Here is a 16,721-nt window from a genome sequence, read left to right as displayed (position 1 = left end):
CACCAAGCACAGACATTCAAACAAGACAAAGGAAACCAAGTTGAAAACCTCACTGCTCGAAGGCAAAAAGCCTGCTCATTTCGATAAACACATCATCGGCAACCTGCTGCTCAACGCCAGCACGCCGGAACTGGTGCGCCAGGAAAAACTGATCATCGGCGTGCGCAACGAAGACGGCGAAATCTACCGCCTGATCGGCGCCACCAAGCACAACAGCTTCATGAACGCCGTCGAGGAATTGTTCGACCTGGGCTTGACGGATGAGCTGGAAGACAGCGATGAGCTCGTTGAAGGCTGCGACGCGATATTTAGCGAAGCAGACTGATAACGCTCGCGTTATCAAAAGAGGCATGCCGCCGATAACGGGGCATGCCTTTTTCCGTTTACGGGGCTTTGCTTGCCTTTTGCTAAGCTGTTTGCGAAAAGATCATGGTTAAAAAGTTCCGTACGGAAATATTGCGAGTATAATTTTTTCAATGAACAGACTCGACGCCTTTAAAAGCATCGCCGCACAAGCCGCTCGTGGCGAGCTGACCTTTCCTGCCAATGTGGACGCTTCGCTCAAGCTGCAAGAGGCGCTGGCCGATCCCGACTGCCATATCGAGGCCGCCGCCAAGCTGGTGCAGGCTGACCCGCTGCTGGCCGCGCGCACGGTGGCCATCGCCAATTCCGTGGCGTTCAACCGTTCCGGCAATGAAATCACCAGCGTGCGCAACGCCGTGCAGCGGCTCGGCGTGCGCACCCTGCAATCGGTGGTGGCATCGCTGATCGTGCGCCAGCTGGGCAGCACCATCACCGATCCCGTGCTGCAAGCGAAGGCCAACCAGCTGTGGGAGCATACGGCCCACGTGGCGGCCCTGTCGCAGGTACTGGCCCGCCGCGTCACCAAAGTGGACCCCGATACGGCCCTGTTTGCAGGCATCATGCATGAAGTGGGCGGCTTTTATCTGCTGTCGCGCGCGGCTGAATTCCCCGGCATCCTCGACGGCGAACCGGAAGACTGGGTCGAACATGGCGAACAGGCTATCGGCCACGGCGTACTGGCCAAACTGAAGGTGCCGGAAGCGGTGATGGGCGCCATCGGTGCGCTGTGGGAAGGCTTGCGCGCCATTCCGCCCGAATCGCTGGGCGACACCCTGCTGCTGGCGAATGACCTGGCGCCCGTCTCGTCGCCCCTCAACGAAAGCCCGGCCGCCATCGCCGTGCGCGCGGCCCGCGCCGCACGCAGCATCGATTGCCTGATCGGCGACGATGCGACCCTGTCGAGCATCATGGAAGAATCGGACGATGAAGTGCAGTCGCTGCTGAAGGTGCTGGTGCACTAATCCGCTGGCTTCTTGATGACCGGCGGCGCCGCCGGCTTGAGCGTATCGACGATCAGCACATGCTTGTCCATGGCCTGCGTTCCCTGCTTTTGCTGGACGACTTGCGTGGCGACCGCCCTGGTACTCAACAAGGGTTTCGGATGGCGTGGCATGAACATGGCGTACCTGCGGGAAGTGGGGTGCGTCCCATCTGTGCAGCGATTGGCAATTTATCAAGCCGCTATTCAAAAAAAAACCCGCTCGAAAGCGGGTAAAGTCCAAAGCTAGGGATGTCCTGAAAGAGACAGCCCTATCTTATGCGTTGCGCCGCACCAGCTCCGTGCGCTGGCACACTTAGCGCGCAGATTATCCCGGCAACAGTTCCACATCCGTTTCCTGCCAGGCGCGCAGCTGCCGCACGCGGGCAAACCACGCCTGGATATGCTGGTACTGCGCCAGCGGCAGCCGCACGGCCTCGCTGTACATCAGCGGCGCGGCCACGGCGAAATCGGCCAGGGTCACATCATCGCCGCTCACCCAGCTGCGCGCCGCCAGATGCGCGTCCAGCACCACGGCACACTCATGCAGGTCGCGCTCGCCGCGCGCCTCTTCCAGCGGATCCGCCAGACCATTGCCCGTCATGCCCTTCCAGGCGCGTTCCCAGGCCAGCACGCTGATGGCGGGCGCGAAGTGCTGTGCGGCCCAGAACAGCCAGCGGTTGACGTCGGCGCGCGCTTGCGGCGCCTGCGGATAAAGCGTCTGACCCGGCACCTGCTCGGCCAGGTATTGCATGATGGCGCACGATTCCCACAGCAGGAAATCGCCATCGGCCAGCACGGGCACCTTGCCGTTCGGGTTCAGTTCGCCCAGGCGGCGGCGGTCGTCCGCATTCATCAAGTCGACTTCGGCCAGTTCCAGCGGCAGGCCGAGGTGGATCGCCGTCATCAGGGCACGGCGGGCATTCGAGGACATGGGGTGGTGGTACAGGCGCATGGTAGATGGCTCCGGTGAGTGAGGAAGCCACCATCGTAGTCGCCGTCACTGACAGTTTTTGTCAGGAGCGGATATCAGGATTCCGGATCAATCTCGTGCGCCTTGCGCCAGGCATCGAGCAGCACGTGGCGCCGCGTGGGGTAGCGTTCCTCGTGCTGCCGCACGCTGGCGATGCGGTCGATGCGGAAATGCCGGTAATCGCCGCGCAGCTCGCACCAGGCGGCCAGCAGGCGCTTGCCTTCGAAAAAGGCCAGGGCAAACGGCCACACCGTGCGCGAGGTGGCGCTGCCCTGCTCATCCTCATAGGCGAGCGTGATTTTCTGTTCGTAGCGGATCGCTTCGCGCACGGGCTGCACATAACGATCGGCCGCCTGCGTGCCTTCGGCGGGGCGCCCCAGCGGCACCCACAAGCTGGTCTCGGCCATGCTGTCGCGCAGGTCGCGCGGCGAGGCGGCCGCGATCTTGGCCAGGGCATTGCTGGCCGCCTGCGCCAGGCCCGCATCGCCCTGCCGGCGCACCCAGCGCGCGCCCAGCACCAGCGCTTCCAGTTCATCGGCGCCGAACATCAGCGGCGGCAGGAAGGCGCCACGGCGCAGCACATAGCCGATACCGGCCTCCCCCTGCAGGGGCGCGCCCAGTTCGGCCAGGGTCTGGATATCGCGGTAAATCGTGCGCTCGGACACGCCCAGCTGCTGCGCCAGCTGGGCCGCCGTGACGGGCACGCGCCTGGCGCGCATGGCGTCCATCAGCAGGAACAAACGGCCGCTGCGGCTCATGGCAATCTCATAAAAAAAACAATTACTCAATAATCAAACGAAACGGCATACAACAGTTACACCGTACACTTTACCTCTTGCATAACATCCTGGGAAATTGCCCCTTGACACAATACCACCACCCGCTGCGCCATGGCGATAGTTTCCGGGCGGTGCGCAACGATCACGCGCGTGAGCGCGATTGTTTGGATTGCCGCGTTCACGGCCTGTTCGTTCCGCGTATCGAGGTGGCTGGTCGCTTCGTCGAGCACCAGCAGCTTCGGCTTCTTGTACAGGACGCGCGCCAGCAGAATGCGCTGTTTCTGGCCGCCGGACAGGCCGCTGCCGATGTTGCCCACCAGGGTATTGAAGCCCATCGGCATAGCGGCGATTTCCCCATGCACGGCGGCCAGGCCGCATTCGGCCGCTTCCGTTTGCAGCAGGACGGCAGGCGCGACTGCTGCAATTCCGCGTCATAGCTATCGCGCCGGCTTTTCAACAGGCTTGATACGACCTGCTGGGGCGCCCCCGCATTGGTGCTGCTGCGTTCGCCCGACAGCACGAACAGTACCTCGCCCGCGCGCACCACCTGCCCCTCCTTGACGCGTACCCCGGCAATGACGCCCGCCTGGCCCGGCATGATGCGGATCACGCCGCCGGTCGGCAACAGCACGCGCTGCGACTGCGCCTTGCGCGTGGTGCTGAAGAAGATGAAGAAAGCGACGATGGCCAGCGTGATGGCAAGGAACAGCCAGGTCAGGAATACATGGCTGACGGAGCGCGCAAGCAGCACCGTGCCGTATTGTTTATTGCCCAGACGCTCGATGGCTTGCTGGCGGAACAGCGCTTGCATAGGCGGGCTAGGGCTTGGTGCAGTAGCGTTTGATTGGTTACACAAAATAGTTTTCTTTTTGAATAGCAATCAAACTTCGGTTTCGATCGTGATACCTACCGGGAAAGGACGGAAATACGACATCGCCGGAAAGTCTTACTCTGTCTGTTACATTGAATGATCACGCGACAGAACTATGGAATGTGCCGGATGAATAAGTGATATGCCAGCTCTATGGAAGGGCATAATTTGAGATCAATAAACTAGCTTTTGAATGCGGCTTCAGCATTTTGTCCTGCAGCGCAGGCAGCAATAATATGAATGGCACTGACACTTCTTGGTTCGAAACCAAACCATAAAAGCGCCGATATTTCAACTATTGCCAACAGAATTGGTGCTGACAGCAAAAACTTGACTGCTGCTGAGCTTGGATCAATTTTAGCCTGGTCATTTTTTTCAAAAATGGTACCGCGAAATCGTTTTGTTATGGCTTTTATGCCAAAGAAGGAAGCCGCCATACCTAAAGCGGCAAAACATGCTGTGTTTAATGTGGGTGTACCTGGTGCAACTAATGAATAGGCCAAGATCCCGGCAAGACAGCATCCTGTATTGATGAACAATGCCAGTTTATTCAGTTTGATACTTGTCATCTTGATTTTTCCATAGAAGCACCCGGCATTGCCATAAAAATATAATCATTAGATAATTATTATTTTAATTGATTTTGCATCCCACTTAATTGATTTTGCATCCGACTACCCAGCCAGCCACCACCTCCACTACCGATATAACCGCCTAGTTGACGGCCGATGACATAGCCTGCCATGGCTCCGGCAGGGCCAAAGGCGGAGCCGATGACTGCACCTGCGACGCCACCATACATGTGGCCAGCAATACCTCCGGCTACGGCGCCTATCGCAGCTCCTGCATCTCCAGCACCGCTTACTGCATCAATTTCCGCTGATGTCATAACCTGCATTTTTGGCTCCGTGTAGTAAGTTAAATGAATCGACTCACGATCTGTGGGACGGTTAAATATTCAGAATTTTCACCAAGACCTATATGGTTTGCAATATTTTATATAAAAACGATCTTTGAGATGGCGGGTGAAATACGTTTTTATAAAAATATTCCTGGTGAGCTGAACTGAAAATGATTGTCCAAAAGATCATGGGAGTGAGATATAGGATTACTCCTAAAAATGCGTCGCTAGGGAACCTCAAAAAACTGGGCGGATCATGACATGATGCCGGCACATTGATTCCGCCTCAATTTTTATGATCAAAACCAGTTTGTTTGCCAACCAAGAGCGCGAAGCGAAGCTGAACAAGCCTGGCTATACGCTGCGGTTGATGGAGCGGCATCGTGACTTCGCCGCGCTGGCGGACGCGGTCAATAGTGCCACGCCACAGCCGTGAGCGAGGCGGCCGCCCACCATTCCCGACCGGGTGATGATTCGGACTCTGTTGATCGAGCAATTATTTAACCTGAGCGACGAGCAGATGGAGTTCCAGTCAAGCAGCGCCAGAAAAACGTCGATGCGCGCTGGAGCACGAAGCATGGCCGGTCCTGCTTCGGCAACAAGGTCTCGGCCAACGTCGACAAGCATTACAAGCTGGTGTGCAGAATCAAGGTGAGCACGTCAGCAAACACGACACCTTGCACTTTGAAGTCGTACTTGATCCGAACAGCTCCATTGGAATGTCGCCGCCCACAATCTACGGCGTCTGATTTCTCTGAAGGAGGTCAGAGCCGAGGCATTCCGACGCCTCCAGTGCGTCTGGGCTGCCAACTGGAAGGTGATGGCCCGAAAATCGCCGAGATAAATGCGTGCTCGAGGCCCTGTGGACTCGTTTCATAAACAGTCAGACAAGCCCTGGTCACCCATAACGAGCGCCGACAGGGCCGGCACGTACAGATAGCCATCGGGCGCCAGGCGCGCCGCGCGCGTGCCCTCGTCCACGCCGCCGATACCGTAGCAGCGCTGCAGGCGGGTGCCGGCCGGCCACCAGTAGACGGCCGCCTCCTGGTCGGGAAAGCGCTGGCGCACGCTCTCGGCCTGCGCCGCCACTTGCCGGAAGTCGCGGTAAAAGGCGGGCGCAATGCCCAGCTGCGCGGCAAACGCCGTTTCCAGCGCCGCCGTCTCTGCCAATTGAGCTGCCAGCGCTTGCGTTTCACTGTCCAGGTCCTCGGCCGCCACGCCCGCTCCGACCAGGGTGCGCCGCAGCTGCACCCGGTCCGCCTGCGCGCGCAAAAAGGCCGATTCCTGCAGCGCCAGCACGGCGCCCATCGGAATGCGCTTGCCGCGAGCAGCGGGAAAAACGTACAGGGCGCAGCTGCCTGCGCACACGGTGTCGACGGCGATATCGAGCCGCAGCTGGCGCACCATGCGTCCCAGCTGCATCGCCGCCTGCGCATCGCCAGCATCGCTATTGACGCGCAACAGCCTGGTGTCCGGCGTGGCCAGCCGCCGCAGCTTGTCCACGTCGCCCTCGGCGACCGGGCCGCGCATGGCAATGCTGCCGCTGCCAGTACGGCTGAAATCGGCGGCGCCGGCCAACGCCGTCACGCCCGCCATCACACCTGCCCATAAAAAACGCTTCATCGTCATCCGCCATAAAAAAAACGACCACCGCTAACGGTGATCGTTCTTCATTCGACCTGCAAAAAAACCTGCGCTTACACCACGGCGCCGTCGGTTTCGTCTTTTTCCTTGATCGGCTTGATCAAGTCTTCGCGCTTGACGCCCAGCCACATGGCGATCGAGGCCGCGACGAACACGGACGAGTAAATACCGAAGCAGATACCGATGGTCAGCGCCAGTGCGAAGTGGTGCAGGGTCTGGCCGCCGAAGACCAGCATCGACAGCACCATCATCTGGGTCGAGCCGTGGGTGATGATGGTACGCGAAATGGTGCTGGTGATCGCGTTGTCGATCACTTCATGCACGGTTGCCTTGCGCTGCTTGCGGAAGTTTTCGCGGATACGGTCAAAGATCACCACCGATTCGTTGACGGAATAGCCGAGCACCGCCAGGATCGCCGCCAGTACCGTCAGCGAGAATTCCCACTCGAAGAAGGCGAAGAAGCCCAGGATGATCACCACGTCATGCAAGTTGGCGATAATCGCCGAGACAGCGTATTTCCATTCGAAGCGCACGGCCAGATATGCCATCACGCCCAGAATCACCACCACCAGCGCATTCAGGCCGTTCTGCGTCAATTCGTCGCCCACTTGCGGGCCGACGAATTCGACTTTCTGCAGCACCAGCGCTTCATTGCCGGCAGCATCCATACAGGCGCTCTTGATCACATGCTCACCCTTGTCGGTGACGGTATCGATGCCCTTGGTCGTGCCTTGCTCGACCTTGCACAGGGTTTCGAACACGCGCTGCGAGGTATTCGCGGCAGTCACGCCTTTTTCCACCGGCAGGCGGATCATGACGTCGCGCGCCGTATCGAAGCTGGTCACGCCAGGTTCTTCGTAGCCCATGCCGATCAGGGTGCCGCGTATGCCCTCGAGGTTGGCCGCTTTCGGGTACTTCACCTCCAGCACGGTGCCGCCCTTGAATTCCACGGACAGGTGCAAGCCCTTGTGGAACAGGAAGAAGACGGCGGCAATGAAGGTCACGGCCGAAATCACGTTGAAAATCAACGCATGGCGCATGAAGGGAATATCTTTTTTGATCCGGAAAAATTCCATGAAATCCTCTGAGTTCTTTTCTGTGCGTCCGGCGGCTGTGCCACCGGACGCTATCGCTGTTGTCGCTATGGAGTGAGTTCGGGCCGCCGCTTATTTGCTGGTGCCCGGCACCCACACCGTGCCGATCGACAAGGTCGTCAGCTTTTTCTTGCGGCCATACCAGAGGTTGACCACGCCGCGCGAGACGAAGACGGAGGAGAACATCGAGGTCAGGATGCCCAGGCAATGCACTACAGCGAAGCCGCGCACGGGACCGCTGCCGAAGGCCAGCAGTGCCAGGCCGACGATCAGGGTGGTCACGTTCGAGTCCAGAATCGTGGCCCAGGCGCGGTCGAAGCCGGCGGCGATCGCCGCTTGCGGCGTATTGCCGGCACGCAGCTCTTCACGGATACGTTCATTGATCAGCACGTTGGCGTCAATCGCCATACCCAGCGCCAGCGCGATAGCGGCGATACCTGGCAGTGTCAGGGTCACCTGGATCATCGACAGCAAGCCGACCAGCAACAGCAGGTTGGTGGCCAGGGCCAGCACGCTGAAGGCGCCGAACAGCATGTAATAGGCGATCATGAAGATGGCGATGGCGATGAAACCGTACAGGGTCGAGTGGAAGCCCTTGGCGATGTTTTCCGCGCCCAGTTGCGGTCCGATCGTGCGTTCTTCGATGACGGTCATCGGTGCGGACAGTGCGCCCGAGCGCAGCAGCAGCGCCAGTTCGTTGGCGTTTTCCGCGCCGCCCATGCCGGTGATCTGGAAGCGCGAACCGAGTTCCTGCTGGATGGTGGCAACCGACAGCACTTCCGGCTTGCCCTTTTCAAACAGCACGATGGCCATGCGCTTGCCCACGCGCTCGCGCGTCGCTTCGCGCATCTTGCGGCCGCCGTCGCCGTTCAGGTCGATCGACACGGCAGCCTGCTGGTTCTGGTCGAAGCTGGCCGTGGCGCTGGAGATATAGTCGCCCGTCAGGATCACGTCTTTCGCCAGCACGACAGGGACGCCCTTGCCGACGGTGAACAGTTCCGAGTTGAATGGAATGGCGCTCGACAGTTCGGTGCCAGGCACGATGCTTTCATCGACCAGGCGCACTTCCAGGGTCGCCGTGCGGCCGATGATGGCTTTCGCGCGGGCCACGTCCTGCACGCCAGGCAATTGCACCACGATGCGGTCAGGACCTTGCTGCTGGATCAGCGGCTCGGCCACGCCCAGCTCGTTGACGCGCTTGGACAGGGTGGAAATATTCTGTTTCACGCCTTCGTCGATGGTCGCCTTCAGGGCGGCAGGCTTCAGGGTGATGTTCAGTTTCAGGTCGCTGCCTTCGCCCGCATCGGCAAACGTCAGCTCCGTCATCTGGTCGGACAGAACATTTTTAGCTTTCACACGCGTTTCCGCGTCGCGGAAGTTGATCTGCACGCTGTCGCCCACGCGCTCGATGCCGGCGTGGCGGATATTCTTGTCGCGCAACACGCTACGCGCGGCGGACTGGACGCCCTGCACTTTCTTGTTCAGTACTGCTTTCGCATCGACCTGCATCAGGAAGTGCACGCCGCCGCGCAAGTCCAGGCCCAGGAACATGGGCAAGGCATGCAGCTTTTGCATCCACATCGGGGTATTGGCTTGCAGGTTGACCGTCACGATGTACGCGGGATCGGTGGAATCGGGATTGAGGTCCTTTTCCAGCACCAGTTTCGCCTTGAACTGGGTATCGGGATCGGCGAAACGCACGCGCACGGAGGCGAGGTTGCCGGCGCCATCCATGGTGACACCTTCCGACTTGACGTTTTCTTTCGTCAATATTTGCTCGACTTGCGTCATCAGATCGCCCGTCACTTTGACGGTCGACTTGCCGCTGGTTACTTGCAGCGCCGGTGATTCACCGAAATAATTGGGCGCCGTATAAAGTGCGCCCAGCAATAAGGCGACGACGATGATGATGTATTTCCAGGCAGGATAGCGATTCATAGTGATTCAGCGTTCAGTGTTGAGCGTCGGAGGCGTCCCGAGGGGCGGCGGATAGCCGCCCCGGGTCTGTCATTGCAGAAGCAATGACAGCGAGGAATTACAGTGCCTTCAGGGTGCCTTTAGGCAGCAAGGTGGTAATGGAGCTCTTTTGCACCGTGATTTCGGTGCCGGCCGCCACTTCGATGGTGACGTAAGCGTCCACTACCTTGACAACACGGCCCAGCATGCCGCCGGCGGTGACGACTTCGTCACCCTTGGCCAGCGCGTCCATCATCGCCCGTTGTTCTTTGGCGCGTTTTTGCTGTGGGCGGATCATCAGGAAATACATGACCACGAACATCAATACCAGCGGCAGGAAGCTGGTCAGGTTGCCGCCGAGGCCCAGGGCTTCGGTTGGGGCTTGCGCATAAGCGTTGGAAATGAAAAACACGGTGACTCCAGTTCTAATCAGTTTGAAAAAATAGCGCTGTATTCTAGCATTGGCTATACGTCATAACCCGAATTGCAGCCATGGCAACTTTAAATGGGGCTAAAAAGGCATTATGCAATGCTTTATCGCCCCAGTCCAAGCACCAATACACAAAACTTCCGGCCATGCCGCCGCCGGGACGCAAGCTAAGGTTTTCTTAAGTTCCGCGTGCGCGTTCCGCGTGGAATTGCAGCGTAAACGCATGGAAACGGTCTTCGTCCAGCGCCTCGCGCATCTGGCGCATCAGGTCCAGGTAGTAATGCAGGTTGTGGATGGTGTTCAGGCGCGCGCCGAGGATTTCCTTGGAGCGGTGCAGATGGTGCAGGTAGGCGCGCGAGAAATTGCGGCAGGCGTAGCAGCTGCAGGTCTCGTCCAGCGGCGCCTGGTCTTCCTTGTACTTGGCGTTCTTGATCTTGATGTCGCCAAAACGGGTGAACAGCCAGCCATTGCGGGCGTTACGCGTCGGCATGACGCAGTCGAACATGTCGATGCCGTTCGAGACACCGGCCACCAGGTCTTCCGGCGTACCGACGCCCATCAGGTAATGGGGCTTGTTGGCCGGCAGGCGCGGGCCCACGTGGGCCAGCATGCGCATCATGTCTTCCTTCGGCTCGCCGACGGACAGGCCGCCGATGGCGATGCCGGGAAAATCGATCTCTTCGAGCTTGGCCAAGGACTCGTCGCGCAGCATTTCAAACATGCCGCCCTGCACGATGCCGAACAGCGCATTCGGGTTCTCGCCGCGGTGGAACTCGTCCTTCGAGCGCTGCGCCCAGCGCAAGGACATGCGCATGGACTTGGCCGCTTCCTCGATGGTGGCTGGACGGCCCTGGATTTCGTACGGCGTGCATTCGTCGAACTGCATGACGATGTCCGAATTCAAGACGCGCTGCACCTGCATCGATACTTCCGGCGAGAGGAACAATTTATCGCCATTGATGGGCGAATTGAAATGCACGCCCTCTTCCGTGATCTTGCGCATGGCGCCCAGCGAAAACACCTGGAAACCGCCCGAATCCGTCAAAATCGGCTTGTTCCAGCCCATGAAGCCGTGCAAGCCGCCGAATTTTTCCATGACGGTGTTGCCAGGACGCAACCACAGGTGAAAGGTGTTGCCCAAAATGATCTGCGCGTGGATCTCGTTGAGTTCCAGCGGCGACATGGCTTTCACGGAGCCGTAAGTGCCCACTGGCATGAAGATCGGCGTCTGCACGACGCCATGGTTGAGTTTCAAGGTGCCGCGGCGTGCCTTGGTCAGGCCGCTCGTGTCGGTCTTGAGTAATGTAAATTCCAGCATGTCAGTCTTTCACGGGAGTATCAAGGTTCAACGGAGCGCGCGATTGCGTGGTGAGCAGCATCGCGTCGCCATAGCTGAAGAAACGGTAATTCTGCGCGATCGCATGCGCGTAGGCGCTGCGGATCGGCTCATAGCCGGCAAAGGCCGACACCAGCATCAGCAGGGTCGACTTCGGCAAATGGAAGTTGGTGATCAAACGCGTCACCGTTTTAAACGCATAGCCGGGCGTGATGAACAGGGCTGTATCGGCGCTGCCCGCCACCAGCTGGCCGCTTTGCGAGGCCGATTCCAGCGCGCGCAAGCTGGTCGTGCCGACGGCGACCACGTCGCGCCCGGCAAGTTGGGCGGCGCGCACGGCGTCGACGGTTTCCTGCGGCATGGTGTACCACTCGGTATGCATCTTGTGTTCGGCCAGCACTTCCGTGCGCACGGGCTGGAAGGTGCCGGCGCCCACGTGCAGGGTCACATAGGCAAAGTTGACGCCCTTGGCCTTCAACTGGTCGAGCAGGGCCTGGTCGAAATGCAGGCCGGCCGTCGGCGCGGCCACGGCGCCGGGCACCTTGTTGAAGACGGTCTGGTAGCGCGTTTCGTCGAATTCGTCCGCATCGTGTTCGATGTACGGCGGCAGCGGCAAGCGGCCATGCGCCTCGATCAGGTCAAACACGTCGGCCTCGAAGTGCAAGGTAAAGAATTCGCCGACGCGCTGGCCGACCGTCACATCGAAGGCATCGGCCAGGCGGATGCGGCAGCCGGGCGGCGGCGACTTCGACGCGCGCACCTGGGCCAGCACGGTACGGTCATCGAGCACGCGCTCGACCAGCGCCTCGATCTTGCCGCCGCTTTCCTTGACGCCAAAGAAGCGCGCCTTGAGTACGCGCGTATCGTTCATCACCAGCAGGTCACCCGCCTGCAACAGCCCGACGATGTCGGCAAAGCTGCGGTCGACCAGGGCGTCGCCGTCCAGATGCAACAGGCGCGAGGCGCTGCGCTCGGCCAACGGAGTTTGCGCAATGTTTTCTTGCGGCAAATTAAAATCGAAATCGGAAAGCGAATACATGCGTTTTGCTTCAAAAGTACGTCAAAAATGATTAGGAGTGCGCAATGGAACATCTGGCACTATACTGTGCGCCTATACAGGCATTACAATAATCCGCCGCAACAATTTACAACCGCGGTACGCACAGGGTGTGCCGGACAACCCTCTATTTTACGCTAGCGGCACCAAAACCTTGCATATGTCCGATCCAAAGCCCGATCTTCCTCCCGCAGCCAAGCCGGCCGCGAAGCCGAAAGCCGTCAAAAAAGTGGTCAGCACGGAAAGCCGGCTGGCCAAACTGGGCTTGCGCACGGATATGGACCTGGTGCTGCATCTGCCGATGCGCTACGAGGACGAGACCAAGGTCTACACCATACGCGACGCCTGTCTGCGCGGCGGCGAGTCGTGGCAAGTCGAGGGCATCGTCACCAAATGCGAAGTCAATTTCAAGCCGCGCAAGCAATTGCTGGTGACGATCGCGGACGAAACGGGCAATTTGCTGCTGCGCTTCATGAATTTCTACGGCAGCCAGGTCAAGCAGCTGGCCGAAGGCACGCGCGTGCGTGCGCGCGCCGAACTCAAACACGGTTTTTTCGGCGCCGAGATGGTGCACCCGACGTATAAGGTCGTCAACGAAGGCGCGCCGCTGCCGACGGCCCTGACGCCCGTGTACCCGTCAGGCGAAGGCCTGTCGCAGCACGTGCTGCGGCGCGAGATCGCCGACGCCATGCGTCGCATCGACTGGCAAGACACCTTGCCGGACGAGCTGTTGCAGCAGATGCAGCTGTCGCCGTTCCGCGCCGCCGTGCACCTGCTGCACTATCCGCCGCAGGACATCGATGAAAGCGCGCTGATGGATCGCTCGCACCCGGCCTGGGTGCGCATGAAGTTCGATGAACTGCTGGCGCAGCAGCTGTCGCTGAAACGCGCCCAGCGCGCGCGACGCTCGAAAGGCGCGGCCTCCTTGCCCATCGTCGGCAATTTATCGAATGCCTTCGGCGCCGCCCTGCCCTTCAAGCTGACGGGCGCACAGGCGCGCGTGCTCGAAGAAATCCGCGCCGACCTGCACCAGCCGTATCCGATGCAGCGTCTGCTGCAGGGCGACGTCGGCAGCGGCAAGACGGTCGTCGCCGCCCTGTCCGCCACGCAGGCGATCGACAGCGGCTACCAGGCCGCGCTGATGGCGCCCACGGAGATCCTGGCGGAGCAGCACTTCCGCAAGATCGCCGCCTGGATGGAGCCGCTGGGCGTCAAGGTGGCGTGGCTGACGGGCAGCCTGAAGAAAAAGGAAAAGACGGCGGCGCTGGCCCTGATCGAATCGGGCGAAGCGCAACTGGTGATCGGCACGCATGCGCTGATCCAGGACAACGTGCTGTTTGCCAAACTGGGCCTGGTCATCGTCGACGAGCAGCACCGCTTCGGCGTGGGTCAGCGCCTGACCCTGCGCAACAAGGGCGACAGCGCGGCCGTGCCGCACCAGCTGATGATGTCGGCCACGCCGATCCCGCGCACCTTGGCCATGACGTATTACGCCGACCTGGAAGTGTCCGTGATCGACGAGCTGCCGCCCGGACGCAGCCCCATCGTCACGCGCGCCATCGACCAGAACCGGCGCGACGAAGTCATCGCCCGCGTGTATGCGGCCGCGCTGGAAGGCCGGCAGGTGTACTGGGTCTGCCCGCTGATCGAGGAGTCGGAAGCGCTGCAGCTGCAGACGGCCACCGACACCTGCATGATGCTGGCCGAAGCCCTGCCCGCGCTGCAGGTGGGCCTCGTGCACGGCCGTTTGAAACCGGCGGAAAAGCAGGAAGTGATGGATGCCTTCATCGCCGGCCATATCCACGTGCTGGTGGCCACCACCGTCATCGAGGTGGGCGTCGACGTGCCGAACGCCTCGCTGATGGTGATCGAGCATGCCGAGCGTTTTGGCTTGTCGCAGCTGCACCAGCTGCGCGGGCGCGTGGGCCGCGGCACGGCGGCCAGCGTCTGCCTGCTGCTGTACCAGGGTCCCCTGGGCGGCGTGGCGCGCCAGCGTTTGATGACCATGCGCGAAACGACGGACGGTTTTGAAATCGCCCGCCGCGACCTGGAAATCCGCGGCCCCGGCGAATTCCTCGGCGCGCGCCAGTCCGGCCAGGCCATGCTGCGCTTCGCCGACCTGGAAACGGATCAATGGCTGGTAGACCAGGCCCGCGACGTGGCGCACGATCTGCTGCATGCCACCACGGCCGCCGCAGCGGCCACCGTCGAAGCGCACCTGGCGCGCTGGCTGGGTGGGAAAGAGGAATTTTTGAAGGTGTAGGTCTTACATTGCATGTCGGATTACGCGCTTTGCGCTAATCCGACCTACTCACGACGCAAACGGTAGGTCGGATTAGCGTAGCGTAATCCGACAACATTGTTGACCCCGCCTACTCCCGCCCGACACCCGCCACATCCACACCATCCCCGCCCCAATCCGCGGCACACCATCCCTGCCTTGCATACCGGTGAAAACTGGAATACGGCCAATCGATGGCTTTACTCACAAGACCATGCTTGACGGGGTTGTAGTGGATGTAATCGACGTGGTTTGCGAAGTCGCTCTCGTCACGCAAGACGTGCTCCCAATACCGCTGCTGCCAGACATTTTCAAGATCGCAGCGCTTGCTGAACCACGTCTTGATCAAGCGCCAGCGCGTCATGAAATCGGCATCACTATCCGGCAAGGTCCAGATGCAGTGCAGATGGTCAGGCAGGATGACGATGGCATCGATAGCGAATGGCCGTTTATGGCGCACGGCGCGGAAAGCGTCGCGCAGCAAAGCCACGGCCGTGGCAGTGGCAAAAACAGGCCGGCGGTGGGCCGTCACCACCGTGAAGAAAAAGCTGCCGCCTGGCTGGGATGCGCGTCGGTATCGCATGGTTTCGTGGGTGTCGGATTACGGCCTTCGGCCTAATCCGACCTACGCGATATACGCGGCGGCAGGTCGGGTAGGTCGGATTAGCGTAGCGTAATCCGACTTCTCACAAACAGCCTTGCGCCCGCGCAGCCTACATGCACATCCAGAAGCGGTTCGCCAGGTCGAGCATGAAGTCAGGGCGCAGATAGGCCAGGAAGACGAGGGCCAGCAGCGCGGCGCCAGCCAGGCGCCACAGCCATGTGCGCCAGCTGGCCATTACGCGGCCACCGCCACGCGCTTGACGGCGCGCTCGTCGATGGGCAGGTTGATCAGCGCGGCCAGCAAGCCCAGGCCGATGGTGATCATCCACACGATGTGGTAACTGCCCTGGTGCTCGTACAGATAGCCGCCCAGCCACGCCCCGAGGAAACTGCCCACCTGGTGCGAGAAGAACACCATCCCGGCCAGCATCGACAAATGCTTCACGCCGAAGATGCCGGCGATGATGCCGTTCGTCAGCGGCACGGTCGACAGCCACAGCACGCCCATGCCTGCGGCGAACAGGTACACGGACCACGCCGACAATGGCGCCAGCAGGAACACGGTGATGACCACGGCGCGCGTCACGTAGATGGCCGACAGCAGGTAGCGCTTGGCGATCTTGCCACCGAGTTTGCCCGCGTAGTAGGAGCCGACGATGTTGAACAGGCCAATCAGGGCCAGCGCCGTGACGGCGATATTCGGATTCATCAGGCCCTGGTCCTTCAGGTAGGCCGGCAAGTGCACGCCGATGAAGACCAGCTGGAAACCGCAGACAAAATACCCGGCCAGCAGCAGCCAGAACGACCGGCTGGCGATGGCTTCGCTGAAGGCGGCGCCCACGCTTTGCTGCGGGCCGCTGGCGTGCGAGACGGGCGGCTCGCGCAAATAAAAAGCCATCGGGATCATGGCCAGCAGCACCAGCGCGGCCAGCACATAAAAAGCGTTTTGCCAGCCCACGGCGGAGATCAGTTGCTGCTCCACCGGCATCATGAGGAACTGGCCGAACGAGCCGGCCGCCGACGAGATGCCGAAGGCCCACGAGCGCTGCTCGGGCGGCGCGCTGCGGCCGATGATGCCGCTGATGGCGCCGAACGCCGTGCAGGCCAGCGCCAGGCCGATAAAGATGCCGGAACCGACGATGAACAGGGTCGGCTGCGTCACGAGCGCCATCCACACGAGGCCCGCCATGTAGCTGATGGCGCCGACGATGACGACGCGCATGGTGCCGAAACGGTCGGCCGCCATGCCGGCGAACGGACCGAAGACGCCCCACATCAGGTTTTGCATGGCCAGCGCCAGCGAATACGTTTCGCGCGTCCAGCCATTCGCTTGCGAGATCGGCTGCATCCAGAAGCCCAGGCCGTGGCGCACGCCCATCGCCAGGGTCAGGACGACGCCGCTGGCGATGAGAACAGTTTTCAGGCTGGGACGGGATGAGGGCAATGTCATGGGG

18 protein-coding genes and 2 pseudogenes are annotated in these 16,721 nt (G+C 60.6%); 4 read left to right on the top strand and 16 right to left on the bottom strand.

Features of this window, described 5'->3' with window-relative positions:
- Positions 1-40 precede the first annotated feature (40 nt).
- Both ACPJXG_RS01295 and ACPJXG_RS01290 read left to right on the top strand, forming a co-directional pair.
- On the top strand, positions 41-325 hold the full coding sequence (locus tag ACPJXG_RS01295; protein ID WP_034745526.1) for a hypothetical protein: 285 nt from the start codon (positions 41-43) through the stop codon (positions 323-325).
- Positions 326-476: 151 nt separating this feature from the next.
- Positions 477-1,325: an HDOD domain-containing protein gene (locus ACPJXG_RS01290; protein ID WP_099376227.1), complete on the top strand. Its 849-nt coding sequence runs from the start codon at positions 477-479 to the stop codon at positions 1,323-1,325.
- On the opposite strand, the gene ACPJXG_RS01285 is transcribed toward ACPJXG_RS01290, so the two are convergent.
- From ACPJXG_RS01285 to ACPJXG_RS01255, 7 genes and pseudogenes are all read right to left on the bottom strand, one after another.
- Positions 1,322-1,483, bottom strand: a complete 162-nt coding sequence (locus ACPJXG_RS01285; RefSeq protein ID WP_425253150.1) for a hypothetical protein — start codon at positions 1,481-1,483, stop codon at positions 1,322-1,324. The genes ACPJXG_RS01290 and ACPJXG_RS01285 overlap by 4 nt on opposite strands.
- Before the next feature lie 187 nt (positions 1,484-1,670).
- The gene (locus ACPJXG_RS01280) at positions 1,671-2,297 is read right to left on the bottom strand and encodes a glutathione S-transferase family protein (protein ID WP_425253149.1); all 627 of its coding nucleotides are present in this window, start codon (positions 2,295-2,297) and stop codon (positions 1,671-1,673) included.
- A 74-nt stretch (positions 2,298-2,371) separates the two neighbouring features.
- On the bottom strand, positions 2,372-3,073 hold the full coding sequence (locus tag ACPJXG_RS01275) for a helix-turn-helix transcriptional regulator (RefSeq protein ID WP_425253148.1): 702 nt from the start codon (positions 3,071-3,073) through the stop codon (positions 2,372-2,374).
- 56 nt (positions 3,074-3,129) lie between these two features.
- Positions 3,130-3,477, bottom strand: a pseudogene (locus ACPJXG_RS01270) (ATP-binding cassette domain-containing protein); the annotation flags it as partial.
- A gap of 128 nt (positions 3,478-3,605) precedes the next feature.
- A pseudogene (locus ACPJXG_RS01265) lies at positions 3,606-3,692 on the bottom strand (biotin/lipoyl-binding protein); the annotation flags it as partial.
- 455 nt (positions 3,693-4,147) lie between these two features.
- The gene (locus tag ACPJXG_RS01260) at positions 4,148-4,534 is read right to left on the bottom strand and encodes a hypothetical protein (RefSeq protein WP_402719669.1); all 387 of its coding nucleotides are present in this window, start codon (positions 4,532-4,534) and stop codon (positions 4,148-4,150) included.
- Positions 4,535-4,593: 59 nt separating this feature from the next.
- Positions 4,594-4,863 (bottom strand): hypothetical protein, encoded by a 270-nt coding sequence (locus ACPJXG_RS01255; protein WP_402719670.1) that lies wholly within the window; start codon positions 4,861-4,863, stop codon positions 4,594-4,596.
- 298 nt (positions 4,864-5,161) lie between these two features.
- On the opposite strand from ACPJXG_RS01255, the gene ACPJXG_RS01250 reads away from it, so the two are divergent.
- A complete protein-coding gene (locus tag ACPJXG_RS01250) occupies positions 5,162-5,302 on the top strand; it encodes a hypothetical protein (RefSeq protein WP_425253147.1) in 141 nt (46 codons plus the stop codon).
- Between the two features lie 437 nt (positions 5,303-5,739).
- Here the strand turns inward: ACPJXG_RS01250 and ACPJXG_RS01245 are convergent, their stop codons facing one another.
- The 6 genes from ACPJXG_RS01245 to queA all read right to left on the bottom strand — a co-directional run bounded on the left by ACPJXG_RS01245 (position 5,740) and on the right by queA (position 12,365).
- Positions 5,740-6,489 (bottom strand): hypothetical protein, encoded by a 750-nt coding sequence (locus tag ACPJXG_RS01245; protein ID WP_425253146.1) that lies wholly within the window; start codon positions 6,487-6,489, stop codon positions 5,740-5,742.
- A gap of 74 nt (positions 6,490-6,563) precedes the next feature.
- Complete coding sequence (gene secF, locus ACPJXG_RS01240; protein ID WP_035822841.1) at positions 6,564-7,586, bottom strand: protein translocase subunit SecF; 1,023 nt, start codon at positions 7,584-7,586, stop codon at positions 6,564-6,566.
- A 90-nt stretch (positions 7,587-7,676) separates the two neighbouring features.
- Positions 7,677-9,542, bottom strand: coding sequence for a protein translocase subunit SecD (gene secD / locus ACPJXG_RS01235; protein WP_425253145.1), 1,866 nt, complete (start codon positions 9,540-9,542; stop codon positions 7,677-7,679).
- Between the two features lie 97 nt (positions 9,543-9,639).
- Complete coding sequence (yajC, locus tag ACPJXG_RS01230; protein WP_035822846.1) at positions 9,640-9,972, bottom strand: preprotein translocase subunit YajC; 333 nt, start codon at positions 9,970-9,972, stop codon at positions 9,640-9,642.
- A gap of 196 nt (positions 9,973-10,168) precedes the next feature.
- On the bottom strand, positions 10,169-11,308 hold the full coding sequence (gene tgt, locus ACPJXG_RS01225; protein WP_425253144.1) for a tRNA guanosine(34) transglycosylase Tgt: 1,140 nt from the start codon (positions 11,306-11,308) through the stop codon (positions 10,169-10,171).
- 1 nt (position 11,309) lies between these two features.
- Positions 11,310-12,365 (bottom strand): tRNA preQ1(34) S-adenosylmethionine ribosyltransferase-isomerase QueA, encoded by a 1,056-nt coding sequence (gene queA, locus ACPJXG_RS01220; RefSeq protein ID WP_425253143.1) that lies wholly within the window; start codon positions 12,363-12,365, stop codon positions 11,310-11,312.
- A gap of 178 nt (positions 12,366-12,543) precedes the next feature.
- Here queA and recG point away from each other — a divergent pair, with 178 nt between their 5' ends.
- Positions 12,544-14,646: an ATP-dependent DNA helicase RecG gene (recG, locus tag ACPJXG_RS01215; RefSeq protein ID WP_425253142.1), complete on the top strand. Its 2,103-nt coding sequence runs from the start codon at positions 12,544-12,546 to the stop codon at positions 14,644-14,646.
- Positions 14,647-14,755: 109 nt separating this feature from the next.
- On the opposite strand, the gene ACPJXG_RS01210 is transcribed toward recG, so the two are convergent.
- From ACPJXG_RS01210 to ACPJXG_RS01200, 3 genes are all read right to left on the bottom strand, one after another.
- The gene (locus tag ACPJXG_RS01210) at positions 14,756-15,247 is read right to left on the bottom strand and encodes an REP-associated tyrosine transposase (protein ID WP_425253141.1); all 492 of its coding nucleotides are present in this window, start codon (positions 15,245-15,247) and stop codon (positions 14,756-14,758) included.
- Between the two features lie 130 nt (positions 15,248-15,377).
- Complete coding sequence (locus ACPJXG_RS01205; protein WP_255206293.1) at positions 15,378-15,503, bottom strand: hypothetical protein; 126 nt, start codon at positions 15,501-15,503, stop codon at positions 15,378-15,380.
- Positions 15,503-16,717, bottom strand: coding sequence for an MFS transporter (locus ACPJXG_RS01200; RefSeq protein WP_116745779.1), 1,215 nt, complete (start codon positions 16,715-16,717; stop codon positions 15,503-15,505). Before ACPJXG_RS01200 ends, ACPJXG_RS01205 begins: the two co-directional genes overlap by 1 nt.
- Between the last annotated feature and the right edge of the window lie 4 nt (positions 16,718-16,721).

The sequence above is a fragment of the Janthinobacterium sp. NFX145 genome (assembly GCF_049810325.1).
GTDB lineage: Bacteria > Pseudomonadota > Gammaproteobacteria > Burkholderiales > Burkholderiaceae_D > Janthinobacterium > Janthinobacterium rivuli.
This window is presented reverse-complemented; position numbering and strand designations above follow the sequence as displayed.